The sequence below is a fragment of the Klebsiella sp. X13 genome (assembly GCF_003323835.1).
Taxonomy (GTDB): Bacteria; Pseudomonadota; Gammaproteobacteria; order Enterobacterales; family Enterobacteriaceae; genus Klebsiella; species Klebsiella ornithinolytica.
The window spans coordinates 4,146,027-4,167,509 of record NZ_CP030874.1 but is presented as its reverse complement, the minus strand read 5'-3'; the positions used below and the strand labels follow the sequence as shown (position 1 = coordinate 4,167,509).

Here is a 21,483-nt window from a genome sequence, read left to right as displayed (position 1 = left end):
GCGCCTGAGAATGGCATTTGCGTCGTCGTGTGCGGCACAAAGAACTTAATAAGAGGTTTGGACTCATGACAGATAAACGCAAAGATGGTTCGGGCAAACTGTTGTATTGCTCTTTTTGCGGCAAAAGCCAGCATGAAGTGCGTAAGCTGATCGCCGGGCCATCCGTGTATATCTGCGACGAATGCGTTGATTTATGTAACGACATCATTCGCGAAGAGATTAAAGAAGTCGCGCCGCATCGTGAACGCAGTGCGCTGCCGACTCCGCACGAAATCCGCCACCACCTGGACGATTACGTTATCGGCCAGGAGCCGGCGAAAAAAGTGCTGGCCGTTGCGGTATACAACCACTACAAACGCCTGCGCAATGGTGATACCAGCAACGGTGTTGAGCTGGGTAAAAGTAACATTCTGCTGATCGGGCCGACAGGTTCCGGTAAAACGCTGCTGGCGGAAACGCTGGCGCGTCTGCTGGATGTACCGTTCACCATGGCGGACGCCACCACCCTGACCGAAGCCGGTTATGTCGGTGAAGACGTCGAAAACATCATTCAGAAGCTGCTGCAGAAATGTGACTACGACGTACAGAAAGCGCAGCGCGGTATCGTGTACATCGATGAGATCGACAAAATTTCCCGTAAATCGGATAACCCGTCGATTACCCGCGATGTCTCCGGCGAAGGCGTGCAGCAGGCGCTGCTAAAGCTTATCGAAGGAACCGTTGCCGCGGTACCACCGCAGGGCGGACGTAAGCATCCGCAGCAGGAGTTCTTGCAGGTTGATACCTCCAAGATTCTGTTTATCTGCGGCGGCGCGTTTGCCGGTCTGGATAAGGTTATTTCCCATCGTGTCGAAACCGGTTCAGGTATTGGTTTCGGCGCGACGGTAAAAGCCAAATCTGACAAAGCGAGCGAAGGTGAGCTGCTGTCTCAGGTTGAGCCGGAAGATCTGATCAAATTTGGTCTGATTCCGGAGTTCATCGGTCGTCTGCCGGTCGTTGCAACGCTGAATGAGCTGAGCGAAGAAGCGCTGATTCAGATCCTGAAAGAGCCGAAAAATGCCCTGACCAAACAGTATCAGGCATTGTTTAACCTGGAAGGCGCTGAGCTGGAGTTCCGCGATGAAGCGCTGGACGCGATCGCCAAAAAAGCGATGGCGCGTAAAACCGGTGCTCGTGGTCTGCGTTCCATCGTTGAAGCCGCGCTGCTCGATACCATGTACGATCTTCCGTCAATGGAAGACGTGGAAAAAGTGGTCATCGATGCTTCCGTTATCGACGGACAAAGCAAGCCGTTGCTGATCTATGGCAAACCGGAAGCGCAGCAGGCGTCTGGTGAATAATTAGCCAACTTGCTCAAGCAGTTAACAAAAAGGGGGGATTTTATCTCCCCTTTTATTTTTCCTGCATTCCCGCCGTTGAATGTGTGGAATACATCCCCATATACTGGATTACATATTAACGGCGTCGCGATGACGAGTCGTGCCGCTGGCTACCTGGCGGACTTTAAACTAAGAGAGAGCTCTATGAATCCTGAGCGTTCTGAACGCATTGAAATCCCCGTATTGCCGTTGCGCGATGTGGTGGTTTATCCGCACATGGTCATACCCCTGTTTGTAGGGCGGGAAAAATCTATCCGTTGTCTTGAAGCGGCTATGGACCATGATAAAAAAATCATGCTGGTTGCGCAGAAAGAAGCTTCGACGGATGAGCCGGGTGTAAATGATCTTTTCACCGTCGGGACCGTGGCGTCAATTTTACAGATGCTGAAGCTGCCTGATGGCACCGTCAAAGTGCTGGTTGAAGGCCTGCAGCGCGCGCGTATTTCTGCACTGTCTGATAACGGCGAGCATTTTTCAGCGAAAGCAGAGTACCTGGAATCGCCGGCGATCGACGAACGCGAGCAGGAAGTCCTGGTGCGCACCGCGATCGGTCAGTTTGAAGGCTACATCAAGCTGAACAAGAAAATCCCGCCGGAAGTGCTGACGTCGCTCAACAGCATCGACGATCCTGCGCGTCTGGCTGATACCATTGCTGCGCACATGCCGCTTAAGCTGGCAGATAAGCAGTCCGTCCTCGAGATGTCCGACATTAACGAACGTCTGGAATATCTGATGGCGATGATGGAATCGGAAATCGATCTGCTGCAGGTTGAGAAGCGTATTCGCAACCGCGTGAAAAAGCAGATGGAAAAGTCTCAGCGTGAGTACTATCTGAATGAGCAGATGAAGGCCATCCAGAAAGAGCTTGGCGAGATGGACGATGCCCCGGACGAGAACGAAGCGCTGAAGCGCAAGATCGACGCGGCAAAAATGCCGAAAGAGGCGAAAGAAAAAACCGAAGCGGAACTGCAAAAGCTGAAGATGATGTCGCCGATGTCGGCAGAAGCGACCGTCGTACGCGGCTACATCGACTGGATGGTACAGGTGCCGTGGAGCGCGCGCAGCAAGGTCAAAAAAGATCTGCGTCAGGCTCAGGAGATCCTCGATACCGACCATTACGGCCTGGAGCGCGTGAAGGATCGTATCCTTGAGTATCTCGCAGTACAGAGCCGCGTCAACAAGCTGAAAGGGCCGATTCTGTGCCTGGTTGGACCGCCGGGGGTGGGTAAAACCTCGCTGGGCCAGTCCATCGCTAAAGCCACCGGCCGTAAGTACGTGCGTATGGCGCTGGGCGGCGTGCGTGATGAAGCGGAAATCCGCGGTCACCGCCGGACCTACATCGGCTCAATGCCGGGCAAACTGATCCAGAAAATGGCGAAAGTGGGGGTGAAAAACCCGCTGTTCCTGCTGGATGAGATCGACAAAATGTCCTCCGACATGCGCGGCGATCCGGCCTCAGCGCTGCTGGAAGTGTTAGATCCGGAACAGAACGTGGCGTTTAACGACCACTATCTGGAAGTGGACTACGATCTGAGCGATGTGATGTTTGTGGCGACCTCTAACTCCATGAACATTCCGGCGCCGCTGCTGGATCGTATGGAAGTGATTCGTCTGTCCGGTTATACCGAAGACGAAAAACTGAACATCGCCAAACGTCACCTGCTGTCTAAGCAGATTGAGCGTAATGCGCTGAAGAAAGGCGAGCTGACCGTAGAGGACAGCGCGATCGTCGGGATTATTCGCTATTACACCCGTGAAGCGGGCGTGCGTGGGCTGGAGCGTGAAATTTCCAAGCTGTGCCGTAAGGCGGTTAAACAGCTGCTGCTGGATAAGTCACTGAAGCACATCACGATTAATGGTGATAACCTGCATGATTTCCTTGGCGTGCAGCGCTATGACTACGGTCGTGCGGATAGCGAAAACCGCGTCGGCCAGGTCACCGGTCTGGCATGGACGGAAGTGGGCGGCGATCTGCTGACCATCGAAACCGCCTGTGTGCCGGGTAAAGGCAAGCTGACCTATACCGGTTCGCTGGGCGAAGTGATGCAGGAGTCTATTCAGGCTGCGCTGACCGTGGTCCGTTCGCGTGCGGATAAGCTGGGAATTAATTCGGATTTCTACGAAAAACGTGATATTCACGTTCACGTTCCGGAAGGGGCGACGCCGAAAGACGGTCCGAGCGCCGGTATTGCGATGTGTACCGCGCTGGTCTCCTGTCTGACGGGGAATCCGGTACGCGCTGACGTCGCGATGACGGGGGAAATTACCCTGCGTGGTCAGGTGCTGCCAATCGGCGGTCTGAAGGAAAAACTGCTGGCGGCACATCGCGGCGGCATTAAGACTGTTCTGATTCCTGATGAAAATAAACGTGACCTTGAAGAAATTCCAGATAACGTTATTGCCGATTTAGATATCCATCCGGTGAAACGAATCGAAGAAGTTCTGACACTTGCGTTGCAGAACGAACCATTCGGCATGCAGGTCGTCACGGCAAAATAGTGATTTCGCGCAAATAGCGCTAAGAAAAGTGGGGCTGGGAAGTAAATTCGTACTTGCCAGCCTTTTTTTGTGTAGCTAACTTAGATCGCTGGCAGGGGGTCATCTACAACTCTGTTGTAAGGGCATGACAGTCCTGATATAACTGCTGCGCGGTCGCACCACGAAGGATTCTGGTGCGATATAAATTATAAAGAGAGGAAGAGAACAGTGAATAAATCTCAACTGATTGACAAAATTGCTGCGGGTGCGGACATTTCTAAAGCTGCAGCCGGACGTGCGTTAGATGCTTTAATTGCTTCTGTTACTGAATCTCTGCAGGCTGGAGATGACGTTGCGCTGGTCGGGTTTGGTACCTTTGCTGTGAAAGAGCGCGCTGCCCGTACTGGTCGCAACCCGCAAACAGGTAAAGAAATTACCATCGCTGCTGCCAAAGTGCCGGGTTTCCGTGCCGGTAAAGCGCTGAAAGACGCGGTAAACTGATCGGCTTCCCATCAGGGAATGTGACGAAGTACAAGGGCGCATCGCGAGATGTGCCTTTTTTATTTGCCCGGAACCCGACTTTATGTGTGTTTGTACGCACTTGTGGGCTGACAATCACCCCATTTTCTTGTCAAAATAGGTCCTCACGCGCGGCAGCCATCACGTGCTATGCTGCGCGAGCTAAAGTCATCTACAGCGGAGCGTTGTTACACCATGATGGACAACCTACGCACGGCCGCCAATAGCGTCGTGCTCAAGATTATTTTCGGTATCATCATTATCTCGTTCATTTTGACCGGGGTGAGTGGTTACCTGATTGGCGGCAGTAACAATTATGCCGCGAAAGTTAACGACCAGGAAATTGGTCGCTCACAGTTTGAAAATGCCGTTGCCAGCGAACGTAACCGTATGCAGCAGCAGCTTGGCGATCAGTTCTCTGAACTGGCGGCCAACGAAAACTACATGAAAACCATGCGTCAGCAGGTGCTGAACCGTCTGATTGACGAGTCGCTGCTTGACCAGTACGCCCGCGAACTCGGACTGAGCGTCAGCGATGCTCAAGTCAAACAGGCTATCTTCCAGACTCAGGCTTTCCAGACTGACGGCAAATTTGATAACGAACGTTTTAGCGGTATCGTGAATCAAATGGGCATGACCACCGATCAGTACGCGCAGGCGCTGCGCAACCAGCTGACAACTCAGCAGCTGATTAATGCCATTGCCGGTACTGACTTTATGCTGCCCGGTGAATCCGATCAGCTGGCTGCGCTGGTATCCCAGCAACGCGTAGTGCGTGAAGCCACCATCGATGTCAATGCACTGGCGGCGAAGCAGACGGTGACCGATGAGGAAGTCAACGCTTACTACCAGCAAAACCAGGCCCGTTTCATGGCGCCGGAGCAGTTCCGCGTGAGCTACATCAAAATGGATGCGGCTGGCATGCAGGAGAACGCCTCTGACGAGGAAATCCAGTCCTGGTATGATCAGCATCAGGATCAGTTCACGCAGCCGCAGCGTAACCGCTACAGCGTGATTCAGACCAAGACCGAAGCCGATGCCCAGACGGTTCTGGATGAGCTGAAGAAAGGGGCCGATTTCGCCACCCTGGCGAAAGAAAAATCTACCGACATTATCTCTGCCCGCAACGGTGGCGATATGGGCTGGATGGACGATGCTGCGACGGTACCAGAGCTGAAAAATGCCGGTCTGAAAGAAAAAGGCCAGCTTTCTGGCGTGATTAAATCTTCCGTTGGTTTCCTGGTTGTCCGTCTTGATGATGTTCAGCCGGCGAAGGTTAAACCGCTGGCCGAAGTTCGCGATGATATCGCGGCGAAAGTGAAGCAGGAAAAAGCGCTGGATGCTTACTACGCGCTGCAGCAGAAAGTGAGCGATGCCGCCAGCAATGATAACGAATCGCTGGCCAGCGCCGCACAGGCTGCGAATGTGAAAGTGACCGAAACCGGCTGGTTTGGGCGTGACAATTTGCCAGAAGAGCTGAACTTTAAACCGGTTGCCGATGCTATCTTCAACGGCGGTCTGGTGGGCGAGAACGGTACGCCGGGCAGCAACTCCGATATCATCACCGTCGATGGCGATCGCGCCTTTGTTCTGCGTATCAGCGAGCACAAAGCGGAAGCCGTGAAGCCACTGGCAGATGTGAAAGCGCAGGTTATCGATATCGTCAAACATACCAAAGCTGAACAGCAGGCGAAGCTGGATGCAGACAAGCTGCTGGCCGCGCTCAAAGATGGTAAAGGTGACGAGGCGATGAAAGCCGCAGGTTTAAGCTTCGGCCCGGCGCAGACGCTGGCACGTACCGGTCAGGATCCCTTGAGCCAGGCGGCGTTTGCTCTGCCGCTGCCGCAGCAGGGTAAACCTGTCTACGGTATGGGTAGCGACATCAAAGGCAACGTGGTGCTGCTGGCGCTGGATGAGGTCAAAGCCGGCGACATGCCGGAAGCGCAGAAAAAAGCCATGGTGCAAGGCATCACGCAGAACAATGCTCAGATTGCTTTCGAAGCGCTGATGAGCAACCTGCGTAAGTCCGCGAAAATTAAACTCGGCGATGCTATCGACCAACAGCAATAATTTCGTGACGCTTCGCAAAAATCAGTAACGTGATGTAATCCTCAAAGGCCGCTTTCGCGGCCTTTTCCATTTCTGCGGTTTGTCTTTTGTACTCCATTTCCACCCTCGCTATTGTGATCCCGCTGTCTACAAACAAGGAGATAACAGCATGAAACGTGGATTGAAAACGCTTATTGCCGCCGCCGTACTGGTTTGCGCGGCAGGACATCAGGGTGTACTTGCCGCCCCTTCCAGCGGGAAAACGTCGGCGACGGCAAAGGAGAGCGTGCAGACGCCGCAGGCGAAGGTGCCTGAGACGTTAAACGCGACTGAGAGTGATGGAATCAGGGTGAGTATCAATAGTGCCAGCGCAGAGGAGCTGGCAAAGGCTTTGAATGGCGTCGGTCTGAAGAAAGCGCAGGCAATCGTGAGCTATCGCGAAGAGTACGGACCATTTAAAACCGTTGACGATCTTAAGCAGGTCCCGGGGATGGGGCACTCGCTGGTGGAGAGAAATCTGTCACATCTGAAGTTATAAATTTTCAGCACAAGTTTGCACAGTCGTCATTATTTGCCAGAATGAAGAGGTCACATAAGTGGTGTGACCTCTGACCTCAAAACAACAATGAAAGATAAGGCATGTGCGCTATGCAGACACAAATCAAAGTTCGCGGCTATCATCTCGACGTCTATCAGCACGTCAATAATGCGCGTTATCTGGAATTTCTCGAAGAGGCGCGTTGGGACGGCCTGGAAAGCAGCCCGGCTTTTCACTGGATGACCGCACGCAACATCGCCTTCGTGGTGGTGAATATCAATATCAATTATCGCCGCCCGGCGGTGTTAGGCGATGTGCTTACCGTCACCAGCAAACTGGAACAGCTGAACGGGAAAAGCGGAACATTAAGCCAGGTGGTAACCCTCAATCCTAACGGCGAAGGGGTAGCCGATGCGCTAATCACCTTTGTCTGCATCGATCTTAAAACGCAGAAGGCGCTGCCGCTGGAGGGGGAACTGCGCGAGAAACTGATTCAGCTGGAGCCTTGCTGACAGGCCAGTCGGAGGCATGTGTCCCGGATGCGCTATCGCGCATCCGTCTCAGCTAACGGCCATAGAGAAAATGCCGGGCGGTGGCTGATGCCTTACCCGGCCGACGGTGCGTTGCGGATTTGGTACTGGAATTGTGCTGACCGGCTACGGGCTTGATGTCATGCGCGGATCTTACAGGCCCGGTATGGCGTCAGCCGCTACCGGGAAATGACCGGTTACTGTAGCCCGGTTTTCTGTTTCATCACTGCCATAATACCCGGCCGATCGGCCTCGTACTGGCTTAGCCCGTTGGCGCGCAGGTTACAGGCCGCGCACTGTCCGCAGCCGTCGCCTTTAATGCCGTTATAGCAGGTCAGGGTTTCATGGCGCACCAGTGCTAACTGGCCCCAGTAATCGGCTAAGGCCCATGTCTCGGCTTTGTTAAGCCACATCAGCGGCGTCTCGAAGCGAATATCTTTCGCCATTCCGAGGCTGACGGCATGGTGCAGCGCTTTCACGAACTCGTCGCGGCAGTCCGGGTAGCCGGAAAAATCGGTTTCGCACACGCCGGTAATGATCGCCTCTGCCTTAACCTGGTAGGCGTAAATCGCCGTCAGGGTTAAAAACAGGATATTACGCCCGGGCACGAAGGTATTCGGGATACCGCTGGCTTCCGGCTCATAGTCCGGCACCGGGATGTTATCGCGGGTCAGGCTGCTGACGGCAAGCTCGTTAAGCAACGTCACGTCGAGCACCTTATGGGCAACGGCGCCCAGCTTTAACGCCAGAGAGCGAGCGACGTCAATTTCCGCGCGGTGGCGTTGGCCATAATCAAAAGTGACGCAGTGCACTTCATCGTACTGTTGCAGAGCCTGCACCAGGCAGGTCGTTGAATCTTGTCCTCCGCTGAAGACAACTACGGCGCGTTTCATGGCAATTCCTGACAATCAAAGTGAAAGCGATATGGTAGCGCCTGATGGGCGCGGCGACCAGCTTCATCACGGCGGCGATGCCGGTAGCCAGGCGCTGGTGAAATCAAACCAGCCCCGGGCGTTAAGCTGCAGGCCGTTTACGCCCGGTGGGGCACTGATGCGATAATTGTAATTAAATAGCGGCGTCATGATGGCATCGTCCATCAGGATATTGAAGACATTGCGCAACGCTTCGTTGCGGCTGCGTTCTTCAGGCTGCGCCTGGACGGCATCGAGGGTGGCCTGCAGATGAGCATACTGTGCCCCGGTCAATAAATGAGGCCACATCGTATCGCAACGCAGCCACTGTTCCAGCGTGTATTCCGGCGCTTCGCCGATCAGCCGATCGCCCATGACCAAATCCGCCTGCGCCAGTTCCTGGCAACCGTGCCAGTTTTTGGCGTCGCGAAAAATGAGCTTCAGTTCACAGCCGAGGGCGGCAAGCCGTAGGCGGAGCTGTTCTGCCATCGTGTGCAGTTCGACCGGCAGGTGATACAGCAACGTAAGCTGTTCGGGCAGAGGAATATCCTGATTCTCTGGCCCCTGGGGAATGGTCCATCCGGGCAACACCTCGTTGCTGGGGGTAATCAAATCTTCGTCGAGCGGAAGCGTCTTCAGCAGTGAAGAGCGGTGAATCAGCGATACCAGACGTTGCGCCTGAGCTTTGCTGAGGCGAGGGCTCTGACGCAGCGCCAGGTAGCAAAACCCGAGGCTGATGCTATTGCTGACCTGACGAAGATTTGCCAGCTTGTCCGGATCGCCAATGGTAATCTGCACCGGGTGGCGGCAGCTGGTGCCCAGATTCTGCTCAAACAGCTGGGGAGTGATCCAGTACTCCACCGCCTGGATCAGCGGGTGGTTCAGATGATAGCGCGGATGATTCTCCAGCCGCACCAGCTCCGGGCTGAACAGTTTCAGACGGAACGGCCCGCTACCGACCGTTGGTTCATCGGGATGCGCCAGTAAGCTGCCGTCGCTGGCGAGGCGGAACGGTAGCCAGTAATCCGGGCGATGCAGCGTAATCGTCAGACACTGCGCATGCGTGACATCGATTCGGTTAATGCTGGCAAACAGGGTACGCAGGGCGGGCAGCTCCAGCAACATCAGCAGCCGCCGCCGAAGCTGCAGCGTTTCTATCGGATCGCCATTATGCCAGAACAGCGTTGAGCGGATATAAAACTGCCAGCGCAGGCCGTCCGGCGATACCTGCCAGTGGTGGGCTAAATCACCGGCCGGAGCGCTATTTTGTGCTCTGAAGCGCGTCAGGCCAGAAAAAATTTGCCCGGCAAGATGTTGTTCGGCGCGACCGGGTAAAAACCCCGGCTGCAGAGCGTCAAGCGGGCGATAGTAGGGAATGCGCAAAGTCGGCGTATTGTTTTGCCACTGACCGCCAAGAAAAGGTGACAGCAGCGCCTTCAGCTCTTCCGTCGCCAGCTGAGCCAGCTCCAGCGCATTTTTCTGCTGGCCGTTATTCAGCGCCAGCTCCATCATCTCATTACGTAAGGCATCTGGTGCGGTATGAAAAATCAGCGTGCCGCGTTTTCCGCGCCCGGGAGTCGCCTGCCAGCTCAACCAGCCGGCCTCCTGCGCCTGGCGAAGCAGCGTTCGAATATGGCGCTCGCTGCAAAAGCAGCGTTCTGCCAGCTCACTTACGGTCACCTGCTGTGGCGCGCCGGAGGAGGGGAGCCACAGGCGCTGGTACTGGTTCAGCCGGTTCAGTAATCTCATATACACTTCATCCTTCAACCTGCCTCTGCGTTGGCTACGCTTGCTCACCCCGGTCACTTACTGGAGTAAGCTCCCGGGGATTCGCGTACTTGCCGCCTTGATGCAGGCCGAATGATTTTGTGTATATTCATCTCACCTGACAAGACTGCCTCTGCGCTGCTTGCGCTTGCTCACCCCGGTCACTTACTGGAGTAAGCTCCCGGGGATTCGCGCACTTGCCGCCTTGATGCAGGCCGAATGATCTTGTGTATCTTCATCTCACCTGACAAGACTGTCTCTGCGCTGCTTGCGCTTGCTCACCCGGTCATTTACTGGAGTAAGCTCCCGGGGATTCGCGCACTTGCCGCCTTGATGCAGGCCGAATGATTTTGTGTATATTCATCTCACCTGACAAGACTGCCTCTGCGCTGCTTGCGCTTGCTCACCCGGTCATTTACTGGAGTAAGCTCCCGGGGATTCGCGTACTTGCCGCCTTGATGCAGGCCGGATGATTCTGTGTATATTCATCTCACCTGACAAGACTGCCTCTGTGCTGCTTGCGATTATTCACACCTGTTACCCAGGCTGCCCTTCGGCCTCGCCCCTTCGGAGCCTGCGCGAGCGCGGTTTGTAAAACCGGAACAATAAAATTTATCTATTCACTATTACTTCCGTATATCTCAGGTGATACTGGAACTCAAGTAAAACTCACCGTGCTTTTGGGAGCTCACATGGCAAGACTCGCTGCTTTTGATATGGACGGCACGCTGCTGCTGCCGGACCATCGTCTGGGAACGTCAACGCTCTCAACGCTGAAGCGCCTGCGCGATCGTGACATTACCCTGACCTTTGCCACGGGACGCCATGCGCTGGAAATGCGCCACGTCATCGGTGAGTTCTCGCTGGATGCTTACTTAATTACCGGCAACGGTACGCGGATTCACGCGCTGGATGGTGAAGAACTGCACCGTAGCGATCTTGATCCTGGCGTCGCGGAAGCGGTGCTCCACCGTCGCTGGGATACGGCGGCCAGTATGCACGTCTTTAACGACGGTGGCTGGTTTACCGGGCAAGCGATGCCCGAGTTGCTCAAAGCGCATATTTTCAGCGGCTTCCGCTATCAGATATACGATCCCAGGCGGATGCCGACGGATAACGTCACCAAAGTCTGCTTCTGCGGCGATCACGACGATCTCCAGCGGCTCAACGTTCAGCTGGCTGAAGCACTCGGGGATCGCGCGCATATTTGTTTTTCAGCGTTCGACTGCCTGGAAGTGCTGCCGAATGGTTGTAATAAAGGCGCTGCGCTGGCGGTACTCAGCCAGCATCTGGGCCTGTCGATGCAGGATTGTATGGCGTTTGGCGACGCCATGAACGACCGCGAAATGCTCGGTAGCGTGGGGCGCGGGGTCATTATGGGTAACGCAATGCCGCAGCTCAAAGCTGAACTGCCGCATTTACCGGTTATTGGAGACTGTCGCCATGAAGCGGTCTCCCATTTTTTAACTCATTGGCTGGATAATCCCGATCTTCCTTATTCCCCCGAATAAACAGACCCTTCCAGCAAGCCAGGCACCCTCGGTGTCTGGCTTTTTTTATTGGGTGTTCACCATCGCCGCGATTTTTGCCTGCCACGGAGTGATATCGCCGATCTGGCTCGCGACCCACTGCGGGTTGTAATAGCTTTCCAGATAGCGTTCGCCGCTGTCGCACAGCAGAGTGACAATAGAACCGGTACGCCCCTCAGCGCGCATACGCACGGCAAGCTCAAGCACGCCCCACATATTGGTGCCGGTGGAGGCGCCGACTTTGCGACCAAGCAGCGTTTCCAGCCACAGGGCGGTGGCGACGCTGGCCGCGTCCGGGACCCGCAGCATCTCATCGACGACATCAGGAATAAATGATGGCTCGACGCGCGGACGACCGATACCTTCGATTTTGCTTCCGACCGGGCTGCGCAGGCCGGCATCGCGGCTCTGCCAGTAGTCGAGGAACACCGAGTTTTGCGGATCAACCACCAGCAGCTGCGTATCATAGCCCTGACAGCGGATATAGCGGCCAATCGTGGCCGAAGTCCCGCCGGTCCCCGCACTCATCACGATGTATGAGGGCTGCGGATGCGGTTCATGGGTCATCTGCCGGAAGATGCTGTCGGCAATATTGTTATTGCCGCGCCAGTCCGTCGCCCGTTCAGCGAAGGTAAACTGATCCATATAATGGCCGTTCAGTTCGCGAGCCAGTCTTTCGGAGGCGGCATAGATTTCACACGCGCTCTCGACAAAGTGACAGCGTCCGCCATAAAACTCAATCTGCTCAATTTTGCGTTTTGCCGTACAGGAAGGCATAACGGCGATAAACGGCAGACCGAGCAGGCGCGCAAAGTAGGCTTCAGAAACCGCCGTCGAGCCGGAAGAGGCTTCGATAATCGTCGTCCCTTCCTTAATCCAGCCGTTACACAGGCCGTAAAGGAACAGAGAGCGCGCCAGGCGGTGTTTCAGGCTGCCGGTAGGATGGGTGCTCTCATCTTTCAGGTAGATCTGAATACCCGGGAACCCGGGCAGCACGAGGCGAATAAGGTGCGTGTCGGCGGAACGCTGATAATCGGCGTTGATTTCACTGATTGCGTGTTTTACCCAGGCGCTATTCATCGTCATTTCCTGTTTGTCATTTTGTGCCCAGCTTAACGGAAGTGTGAGGAAAAATTGTTGCTATTTAGCCTTTCAATTACAATGAAGGGAGAAAATTTTTCTCCGGAGGTGCCTCATGCTAGATAAAATTGACCGTAAGCTGCTTTCTTTACTGCAAACTGACTGCACCCTCTCTTTGCAGGCGCTGGCTGATGCCGTTAATCTGACCACCACGCCCTGCTGGAAACGGCTGAAGCGGCTGGAAGATGAGGGGATCCTGCTCGGGCGCGTGGCGCTGCTGGATGCCGAAAAGCTGGGGCTCGGTCTGACGGCATTTGTACTGATTAAGACCCAGCATCACAGCAGCGACTGGTACTGCCGCTTCGTCAGCGAAGTCACGCAGATGGCGGAAGTCCTCGGCTTCTGGCGTATGGCGGGAGAGTATGATTACCTGCTGCGGGTGCAGGTGGCGGATATGAAACGCTACGATGATTTTTATAAACGGTTGGTGAACAGCGTCCCCGGGCTGTCTGATGTCACTTCGAGTTTCGCGATGGAACAGATAAAATACACCACTGCCTTACCTATTGATTAACGGCGTTTGCCGCGACGATTTATACACTCAGGATTTAACTGCTTGCGATTATTTGCTCAACTTAGCTGGTACTTCCGCCGGGAGTGGCGCCGTTATCTCGGTGCTATTGCCCTGCTGGCCATTATCGCCGTTTTACAGCTGATTCCGCCAAAGGTGGTGGGAATCGTGGTTGACGGCGTCACCAGACAACATTACACCGCGGAGAAGGTGTGGATGTGGATCGGCGCGTTGGTCCTGATCGCGGTGATGGTCTATCTGCTGCGCTACGTCTGGCGCGTGCTGCTTTTTGGTGCCTCTTATCAGCTGGCCGTGGAGCTACGGGAGGACTTTTACCGTCAGCTCAGCCGTCAGCATCCGGCTTTTTACCTGCGCCACCGCACCGGCGACCTGATCGCGCGCGCCACCAACGATGTTGATCGAGTGGTTTTTGCTGCGGGGGAAGGGGTGCTGACGCTGGTGGACTCGATGGTGATGGGCTGTGCGGTATTGATCGTGATGTCGACGCAAATCAGCTGGCAGCTCACCCTGCTGGCGCTGCTGCCGATGCCGGTGATGGCCCTGGTTATCAAGCGTAACGGTGATGCGCTCCATGAACGCTTCCGCGTCGCGCAGGCGGCATTCTCCAGCCTCAACGATCGTACTCAGGAGAGCCTGACCAGCATCCGCATGATTAAGGCCTTTGGCCTGGAGGACCGGCAATCGGCGCAGTTTGCTGCCGATGCGGCGGATACCGGCAGGAAAAACATGCGCGTGGCGCGGATTGATGCGCGCTTTGATCCGACTATCTATATCGCGATTGGCACGGCTAACCTGCTGGCGATCGGCGGCGGGAGCTGGATGGTGCTGCAGGGCAGTATGACCCTCGGCCAGCTAACCAGCTTTGTGATGTATCTCGGTTTGATGATTTGGCCGATGCTGGCGCTGGCATGGATGTTTAACATCGTGGAACGCGGCAGCGCGGCCTACAGTCGGATCCGCACGATGCTCGAGGAGGCGCCGACCGTCAACGATGGTCATGAGCTGGCCCCGGAAGGGCGCGGTGCGCTGAGCGTCGCCGTACGCGAATTTATCTATCCGCAGGCGAATAAGGCCTCGCTGGAGAAGGTCAACTTCGTGCTCCAGCCTGGGCAAATGCTGGGCATTTGCGGGCCAACCGGCGCAGGGAAAAGCACGATTCTGGCGCTGATTCAGCGCCACTTTGACGTCACGCAAGGGGATATTCGCTTCCATGATATTCCGCTGACGCGGCTGCAGCTCGATAGCTGGCGCGCCCGGCTGGCGGTAGTGAACCAGACGCCGTTTCTGTTTTCCGACACCGTCGCCAACAACATCGCGCTCGGCAGGCCCGATGCAACGCCGGAGCAAATTGAGCATGTTGCGCGGCTGGCCAGCGTGCACGACGATATTCTGCGCCTGCCGCAGGGATATGAAACGGAAGTCGGCGAACGCGGCGTGATGCTGTCCGGCGGGCAAAAACAGCGCATTTCCATCGCCCGCGCGCTGTTGCTGGAAGCCGAGATTCTGATTCTTGACGATGCGCTGTCGGCGGTGGATGGCCGGACCGAGCATCAGATATTGCATAATCTGCGGCAGTGGGGAGAGGGGCGAACGGTTATTATCAGCGCCCATCGCCTGTCGGCACTGACTGAGGCCAGCGAGATTCTGGTGATGCAACACGGGCATATTGTCCAGCGTGGTCGTCACGATGGACTGGTGGCGCAGCCCGGCTGGTATCGCGATATGTATCGCTATCAACAGCTGGAAGCGGCGCTGGACGATGCGCCGCAGGATCACGAGGAGGCCGCTGATGCGTAGTTTTTCCGAGCTCTGGCCGACGTTAAAACGCCTGCTGGCCTACGGTTCCCCGTGGCGTAAACCGCTGATTATCGCGGTGGTGATGATGTGGATTGCCGCGGCCGCCGAGGTCAGTGGTCCGCTGCTGATTAGCTACTTTATCGATAATATGGTGGCGAAGAACTCGGTGCCGCTGAAGCTGGTCTGCGGTCTTGCCGCGGCCTACCTCGGCCTGCAGATCCTTGCGGCGACCCTGCACTATAACCAGTCGCTGCTGTTTAACCGCGCCGCTGTTGGCGTGGTGCAGCAGCTGCGCAGTGATGTGATGGATGCCGCGCTACGCCAGCCGCTGAGCGAATTTGATACCCAGCCGGTCGGGCAACTGATCTCCCGCGTCACCAACGACACGGAAGTGATCCGCGATCTGTACGTCACGGTGGTGGCGACGGTGCTGCGTAGCGCGGCGCTGATAGGCGCAATGCTGGTGGCGATGTTCAGCCTTGACTGGCGCATGGCGCTGGTGGCGCTGACTATTTTCCCGGCGGTGTTGATCGTGATGATGATTTATCAACGCTACAGCACGCCGATCGTGCGTCGGGTACGGGCCTGGCTGGCCGATATCAACGACGGCTTTAATGAAGTCATCAACGGGATGGGTGTGATCCAGCAGTTCCGCCAGCAGGCGCGTTTTGGCGAGCGGATGCGCGAAGCCAGCTATGCGCACTATCTGGCGCGGATGCAAACGCTGCGCCTCGATGGTTTCCTGCTGCGTCCGCTGCTGAGCCTGTTCTCAACGCTGGTGCTCTGCGGGCTGCTGATGCTGTTTGGATTCAGCTCGGCCGGCACAATTGAAGTCGGGGTGCTGTACGCCTTTATCAGCTACCTGGGGCGCCTGAATGAGCCGCTGATCGAGCTAACAACCCAGCAGTCGATGCTTCAGCAGGCGGTCGTCGCCGGCGAGCGCGTCTTCGAACTGATGGATCGCCCGCGTCAGGCGTGGGGCCAGGACAGTGCGCCGCTGCGCAGCGGCACCGTGTCAATTGAGAATCTCTCTTTTGCTTATCGTGGCGATCGTCTGGTACTGCAGGACATTAACCTGGATATTCCGTCCCGTGGTTTTGTGGCGCTGGTGGGGCACACCGGCAGCGGTAAAAGCACCCTGGCCAGTCTGATGATGGGCTACTACCCGCTGAGCAAAGGGGAAATTCGTATCGACGGTCGCCCGCTCGCTTCACTGAGCCACAGCGCGTTGCGCCAGGGCGTTGCCATGGTGCAGCAGGATCCGGTGGTGCTGGCGGATACCTTTTATGCCAACGTCACGCTCGGTCGCGATATCAGCGAGGCGCAGGTCTGGGAGGCGCTGGAGTCGGTGCAGCTGGCAGAACTGGCGCGCGGAATGAGCGAGGGGATTTATACGCAGCTGGGCGAGCAGGGGAATAATCTGTCGGTGGGACAGAAGCAGCTGCTGGCGCTGGCGCGGGTGCTGGTGGATACCCCGCAGATTTTGATTCTCGATGAAGCGACGGCGAATATCGATTCCGGCACCGAACAGGCGATTCAGCAAGCGTTGGCTAAAGTTCGTCAGCACACCACGCTGGTGGTGATTGCACATCGTCTGTCGACGATTGTTGATGCCGACACCATTCTGGTGCTCCACCGTGGGCAGGCGGTTGAGCGTGGCAATCATCAGCAGTTGCTGGCAGCAAAAGGGCGCTACTGGCAAATGTATCAGCTGCAGCTGGCCGGCGAAGAGCTGGCTGCCAGCGCGCAGGAAGAGTCGCTGATCGCCTGATGCACTATAAGCAAGCACCCGTGCTGGCGCGGTTTAGCATGGTGCAAAAATGCAACGCCTGATGCACTGAAATGGTGCGTTTTTGGCTGTGGTCGGCGTTTTTCCGCTACCTTCTGCCACTGTTGTGCTGTTTTCTTCGTTAAAAGGGCCGCTATGCGGCCCTTTTTCATTTCTGGCATAGCCCTTGCTTTATTCCCTGTGTGTTAGCTGCTGCCATTACGAATTCAGAGCGGAGGGGACTTATGAAGCTGGTTACCGTGGTAATCAAACCATTCAAACTGGAAGATGTGCGTGAAGCGTTATCTTCCATCGGCATTCAGGGCCTGACGGTCACTGAGGTAAAAGGGTTTGGCCGTCAGAAAGGCCACGCCGAGCTGTACCGTGGTGCCGAATACAGCGTCAATTTTTTGCCAAAGGTGAAGATTGATGTCGCGATTGCCGACGATCAGCTTGATGAGGTCGTTGATGTGATTAGTAAAGCGGCCTACACCGGAAAAATTGGCGATGGCAAAATTTTCGTCGCCGAGTTGCAACGCGTTATTCGCATCCGCACCGGCGAAGCCGACGAAGCGGCACTGTAACGTCCAGACCACACAGTGATGGGGATCGAGAAAATGAAAATAGCAACAATGAAAACGGGTCTGGGTTCGCTGGCACTGCTTCCGGGGCTGGCGATGGCCGCACCGGCGGTGGCAGATAAAGCCGACAACGCCTTTATGATGATTTGCACCGCGCTGGTGCTGTTTATGACCATTCCGGGCATTGCGCTGTTCTATGGTGGCCTGATTCGCGGTAAAAACGTGCTCTCTATGCTGACCCAGGTCATCGTCACCTTTGGGCTGGTATGTGTGCTGTGGGTGGTTTATGGCTACACCCTGGCGTTTGGTACCGGCGGCAGCTTCTTCGGCAGCTTCGACTGGGTATTATTGAAAAACATAGAGCTGAAAGCGCTGATGGGGACCTTCTATCAGTACATCCACGTCGCTTTCCAGGGCTCCTTCGCCTGCATCACCGTTGGCCTGATCGTGGGCGCGCTGGCTGAACGTATTCGCTTCTCCGCGGTGCTGATTTTCGTCGTCGTCTGGATGACGCTCTCCTATGTGCCGATTGCACACATGGTATGGGGCGGTGGTCTGCTGGCGACGCACGGCGCGCTGGATTTCGCCGGTGGTACCGTAGTGCATATCAACGCCGCCGTTGCCGGTCTGGTGGGCGCCTATATGATGGGCAAACGCGTTGGCTTTGGCAAAGAAGCGTTCAAACCGCATAACCTGCCGATGGTCTTCACCGGGACGGCAATCCTGTATGTTGGCTGGTTTGGCTTTAACGCCGGTTCCGCGAGTGCGGCGAACGAAATTGCCGCGCTGGCTTTCGTCAACACCGTTGTGGCGACCGCTGCGGCTATTCTGGCCTGGACCTTCGGCGAATGGGCGACCCGCGGTAAACCTTCTCTGTTAGGTGCCTGTTCCGGGGCGATTGCTGGTCTGGTTGGCGTTACCCCGGCATGTGGTTACATCGGTGTAGGCGGCTCACTGATTGTGGGTCTCGCCTCCGGCCTGGCGGGTCTGTGGGGGGTAACGGTTCTGAAACGCTGGTTGCGTGTTGATGACCCGTGCGATGTGTTCGGCGTACACGGTGTCTGCGGTATCGTGGGCTGTATCCTGACCGGTATCTTTGCCGCAACCTCTCTGGGCGGCGTCGGCTATGCGGAAGGCGTTACCATGGGCCATCAGCTGCTGGTACAGCTGGAAAGTATCGGCATCACTATCGTCTGGTCCGGCATTGTGGCCTTCATCGGTTATAAAGTGGCGGATATGACCGTAGGTCTGCGTGTTCCGGAAGAGCAGGAACGCGAAGGTCTGGATGTCAACAGCCACGGCGAAAACGCCTACAACGCCTGATAAATTGAGTCATCTCCAGTAGCAGCAAAGCCTCCCGTCGGGAGGCTTTTTTTCGTCATGAGGGACAGCATCAGGCGTTATCCCTCGCCCATGACATCTTACGCGTTACGGTTACGCATGACCCCTTCCTGCACCGTTGATGCCACAAGCGTGCCATCCTGAGTATAAAACTCACCGCGAACGAAGCCCCGGGCGCTGGACGCAGAAGTGCTCTCAACGCTGTACAGCAGCCAGTCGTTAATGTTGAACGGGCGATGGAACCACATCGAGTGGTCGATCGTCGCTACCTGCATCCCCGGCTCCAGGAACCCGACGCCGTGCGGCTGGAGCGCCACCGGCAGGAAATTGAAATCGGAAGCGTAGCCCAGCAGATATTGATGGATACGAATATCCTCCGGCACCGCGCCGTTAGCGCGGATCCACACCTGACGGGTCGGCTCCGCAACGTGGCCCTTCAGCGGGTTGTGAAACTCAACCGGGCGGATTTCCAGCGGTTTGTCGCTGAGGAACTTATCTCTGGCCTGCGGCGGCAGCAGGTGCGCCAGCTTGCGCGCGATGTCGGTTTCGGAAGGCAGACCATCCGGCGCAGGGGCGGCCGGCATCGATTTCTGGTGCTCATAGCCGGGTTCTGGCGCCTGGAAAGAGGCGGTCATATAAAAAATGGGTTTCCCGTTTTGAATGGCCGCGACCCGACGGGCGCTGAAGCTGTTACCATCGCGCAGCACTTCGACGTCATAAATAATCGGTTTCTGGCTATCGCCAGGGCGCAGGAAATAGCTGTGGAATGAATGGATCAGACGCTCGGCAGGCACGGTTTCTTTCGCCGCGTACAGCGCCTGACCGACGACCTGGCCGCCAAAAACCTGACGTAAACCCAGATCTTCACTCTGCCCGCGGAATAACCCTTCTTCAATTTTTTCCAGATTCAATAATGCCAGCAGATTGGTTAGTGCCTGACTCATATTTACCCTCAATCAATGATAACTGCCTTGCGCAGCGCGTATTGAGGCCAAGTATAACCTGGAATCGCAAGTGGTCCGATGGGTGTAATAATCTGAATAAAGGGCCATTTGCAGGAAGAGAACTGAGATCTGTGCCACACTTATCCACGATGCCAATGTTACTGCTCGCCAGTCGGCAGGACATACTCCTGCAAGTAAAGGGATGAAAAGGAGAACATAATGAAATTTGCCTATATGTTAAGTGCTTTAGCCGTTGCAACCGCGTTGACCGCCTGCGCGAATAATCACGGCGCCACGACGGCCAATAACGCGGCTGCCCCCGATCCATATGGCATTGCGTCACTGACTTCTTCGCAGCAGCAGCCTAATGTATCAGGGACTATCTCGATCCGGCAGAGAGTCGCCCTACCGCCGGATGCGGTACTGACTGTCACCTTATCGGATGCGTCACTGGCCGATGCGCCGGCGCATGTCCTGGCGCAGAAAACGGTTCGTACCGAAGGTCAGCAGCCGCCGTATAACTTTGTCCTGCCTTACAACCCGGCGGATATTAAACCGAATGCCCGCATTTTGCTGAGCTCGGCCATTACGGTTAACGGTCAGATGATGTTTATCACCGATACCGTGCAGACGGTGGTGAATGGGGGAGGGAACCGGGCCGACCTGATTCTGGTGCCGGTACAGCAGACGGCCGTACCGGTCGCCAGCAGCGATGCTCCTGCCGCGCAGTAAGCCATCTATGCCCCTGCCGAGGGGCATTTTTTTACCTTCAGTAAATCCAGCGATAGTGCTGCAGATCGATATGGCCGCTGCCGGACACCTGGACACCTTCAGCCAGCAGCGCCTGGCGCTGGCGCTGCAGATCCGGGCCAGTAAGGGAAATGTCGCCGTGGCGGTTGACCACCCGGTGCCAGGGAAGCGTGGAGCCTTCAGGCAGGCGCTTGAGGACCCCGCCAACCTGGCGCGCCGCACGGGGTGAACCCGCCAGCCGTGCGATATCGCCATAGGTGGCGACGTAACCTTCCGGAATTGAGGCCACAATTTGCCAGACCCGCCGGGGAAAAGTGTCGTGAGAATCCATCGTGCGTCCTGTAAACCGGGAAAGGCTCAGAATAAGCGCTGACTGAGTGGCTGTACAGCGTGGGGCTATAAGGGGTTGACGATAGTGAAATCGAGTGCGAGGCCAGAAATCGACATCCCGTGCACGTTGCCGTGCGAACCGATGGCTATCAAGCTTTCGAAAAATTTCAGGTACCGGGAACGAGGATTGATAATCAGCGTGGCCCGCAGAGAATCGGGCAGACGAGGCGGCCGCGGGCTTCGAAGGGCCGTCTGCGCAAATCACTACGCCGCAGGACGCTGACCGTGGAATAGAGCACCGCAGCCGGGGCGACGTCGCGTTGCCGGTCTCGCCAGGGTTAGACAAGCTTTTCGCCCGTCGCTGCACAATAAACCAGCATCCGGTTGGGGTGAGCTTGCAATTCGTTGGTCCAGTAGGGATAATGCGGCTGCGCGTTGGATAACGACGCTCTCAATGGGGGCTCTGTTGGTTCTCCCGCAACGCTACTCTGTTTACCAGGTCAGATCCGGAAGGAAGCAGCCAGAGCAGACGACGTGTGTGCCGGGATGTAGCTGGCAGGGCCCCCACCCAATTCTGGGGATCCCTGTCTCTTTCCTTGT

At 56.2% G+C, this 21,483-nt stretch carries 18 protein-coding genes and 1 other RNA gene; 14 read left to right on the top strand and 5 right to left on the bottom strand.

Features of this window, described 5'->3' with window-relative positions; genetic code table 11:
• Nucleotides 1–65 precede the first annotated feature (65 nt).
• The 6 genes from clpX to DSD31_RS19775 all read left to right on the top strand — a co-directional run bounded on the left by clpX (nt 66) and on the right by DSD31_RS19775 (nt 7,475).
• Nucleotides 66–1,340, top strand: coding sequence for an ATP-dependent protease ATP-binding subunit ClpX (gene clpX / locus DSD31_RS19800; RefSeq protein WP_004858716.1), 1,275 nt, complete (start codon nt 66–68; stop codon nt 1,338–1,340).
• 183 nt (nt 1,341–1,523) lie between these two features.
• Entirely contained in the window at nt 1,524–3,878 is a 2,355-nt protein-coding gene (gene lon, locus DSD31_RS19795) for an endopeptidase La (protein ID WP_004858717.1), read from the top strand.
• A 207-nt stretch (nt 3,879–4,085) separates the two neighbouring features.
• Nucleotides 4,086–4,358: a nucleoid-associated protein HU-beta gene (gene hupB / locus DSD31_RS19790; protein ID WP_002444653.1), complete on the top strand. Its 273-nt coding sequence runs from the start codon at nt 4,086–4,088 to the stop codon at nt 4,356–4,358.
• A 213-nt stretch (nt 4,359–4,571) separates the two neighbouring features.
• Nucleotides 4,572–6,446: a peptidylprolyl isomerase gene (gene ppiD / locus DSD31_RS19785; protein WP_004858720.1), complete on the top strand. Its 1,875-nt coding sequence runs from the start codon at nt 4,572–4,574 to the stop codon at nt 6,444–6,446.
• A gap of 148 nt (nt 6,447–6,594) precedes the next feature.
• On the top strand, nt 6,595–6,963 hold the full coding sequence (locus tag DSD31_RS19780) for a helix-hairpin-helix domain-containing protein (protein ID WP_004858724.1): 369 nt from the start codon (nt 6,595–6,597) through the stop codon (nt 6,961–6,963).
• A gap of 110 nt (nt 6,964–7,073) precedes the next feature.
• Entirely contained in the window at nt 7,074–7,475 is a 402-nt protein-coding gene (locus DSD31_RS19775) for a YbgC/FadM family acyl-CoA thioesterase (protein WP_004858725.1), read from the top strand.
• Between the two features lie 215 nt (nt 7,476–7,690).
• Here DSD31_RS19775 and queC read toward each other — a convergent pair whose 3' ends face one another.
• Both queC and DSD31_RS19765 read right to left on the bottom strand, forming a co-directional pair.
• Nucleotides 7,691–8,386, bottom strand: a complete 696-nt coding sequence (gene queC, locus DSD31_RS19770; RefSeq protein ID WP_004858727.1) for a 7-cyano-7-deazaguanine synthase QueC — start codon at nt 8,384–8,386, stop codon at nt 7,691–7,693.
• 66 nt (nt 8,387–8,452) lie between these two features.
• A complete protein-coding gene (locus DSD31_RS19765; protein WP_113991270.1) occupies nt 8,453–10,153 on the bottom strand; it encodes an SgrR family transcriptional regulator in 1,701 nt (566 codons plus the stop codon).
• Between the two features lie 710 nt (nt 10,154–10,863).
• Between DSD31_RS19765 and cof the strand changes: the two genes are divergently transcribed.
• Nucleotides 10,864–11,682, top strand: coding sequence for an HMP-PP phosphatase (gene cof, locus DSD31_RS19750; RefSeq protein ID WP_004858732.1), 819 nt, complete (start codon nt 10,864–10,866; stop codon nt 11,680–11,682).
• A 45-nt stretch (nt 11,683–11,727) separates the two neighbouring features.
• Here the strand turns inward: cof and DSD31_RS19745 are convergent, their stop codons facing one another.
• Nucleotides 11,728–12,780: a PLP-dependent cysteine synthase family protein gene (locus DSD31_RS19745; RefSeq protein WP_113991269.1), complete on the bottom strand. Its 1,053-nt coding sequence runs from the start codon at nt 12,778–12,780 to the stop codon at nt 11,728–11,730.
• 115 nt (nt 12,781–12,895) lie between these two features.
• Here DSD31_RS19745 and DSD31_RS19740 point away from each other — a divergent pair, with 115 nt between their 5' ends.
• From DSD31_RS19740 to amtB, 5 genes are all read left to right on the top strand, one after another.
• Nucleotides 12,896–13,354, top strand: coding sequence for an Lrp/AsnC family transcriptional regulator (locus DSD31_RS19740; protein ID WP_004858739.1), 459 nt, complete (start codon nt 12,896–12,898; stop codon nt 13,352–13,354).
• A 42-nt stretch (nt 13,355–13,396) separates the two neighbouring features.
• Complete coding sequence (locus tag DSD31_RS19735) at nt 13,397–15,169, top strand: SmdA family multidrug ABC transporter permease/ATP-binding protein (RefSeq protein ID WP_004858741.1); 1,773 nt, start codon at nt 13,397–13,399, stop codon at nt 15,167–15,169.
• Nucleotides 15,162–16,940, top strand: a complete 1,779-nt coding sequence (locus DSD31_RS19730) for a SmdB family multidrug efflux ABC transporter permease/ATP-binding protein (protein WP_032716758.1) — start codon at nt 15,162–15,164, stop codon at nt 16,938–16,940. Before DSD31_RS19735 ends, DSD31_RS19730 begins: the two co-directional genes overlap by 8 nt.
• A gap of 242 nt (nt 16,941–17,182) precedes the next feature.
• On the top strand, nt 17,183–17,521 hold the full coding sequence (gene glnK, locus DSD31_RS19725) for a P-II family nitrogen regulator (protein ID WP_004858743.1): 339 nt from the start codon (nt 17,183–17,185) through the stop codon (nt 17,519–17,521).
• A 33-nt stretch (nt 17,522–17,554) separates the two neighbouring features.
• Nucleotides 17,555–18,841 (top strand): ammonium transporter AmtB, encoded by a 1,287-nt coding sequence (gene amtB, locus DSD31_RS19720; RefSeq protein ID WP_004858745.1) that lies wholly within the window; start codon nt 17,555–17,557, stop codon nt 18,839–18,841.
• A 98-nt stretch (nt 18,842–18,939) separates the two neighbouring features.
• Here the strand turns inward: amtB and tesB are convergent, their stop codons facing one another.
• Nucleotides 18,940–19,803: an acyl-CoA thioesterase II gene (gene tesB / locus DSD31_RS19715; protein WP_004858746.1), complete on the bottom strand. Its 864-nt coding sequence runs from the start codon at nt 19,801–19,803 to the stop codon at nt 18,940–18,942.
• 219 nt (nt 19,804–20,022) lie between these two features.
• Between tesB and DSD31_RS19710 the strand changes: the two genes are divergently transcribed.
• Nucleotides 20,023–20,535 carry a YbaY family lipoprotein gene (locus DSD31_RS19710; protein ID WP_004858747.1) on the top strand — a complete coding sequence of 171 codons (513 nt, stop codon included), beginning with the start codon at nt 20,023–20,025 and terminating at the stop codon, nt 20,533–20,535.
• Between the two features lie 37 nt (nt 20,536–20,572).
• On the opposite strand, the gene DSD31_RS19705 is transcribed toward DSD31_RS19710, so the two are convergent.
• Nucleotides 20,573–20,884, bottom strand: coding sequence for an MGMT family protein (locus DSD31_RS19705; protein WP_004858749.1), 312 nt, complete (start codon nt 20,882–20,884; stop codon nt 20,573–20,575).
• 463 nt (nt 20,885–21,347) lie between these two features.
• On the opposite strand from DSD31_RS19705, the gene ffs reads away from it, so the two are divergent.
• Nucleotides 21,348–21,444, top strand: an RNA gene (gene ffs, locus DSD31_RS19700) — signal recognition particle sRNA small type.
• The last annotated feature ends 39 nt before the right edge of the window (nt 21,445–21,483 follow it).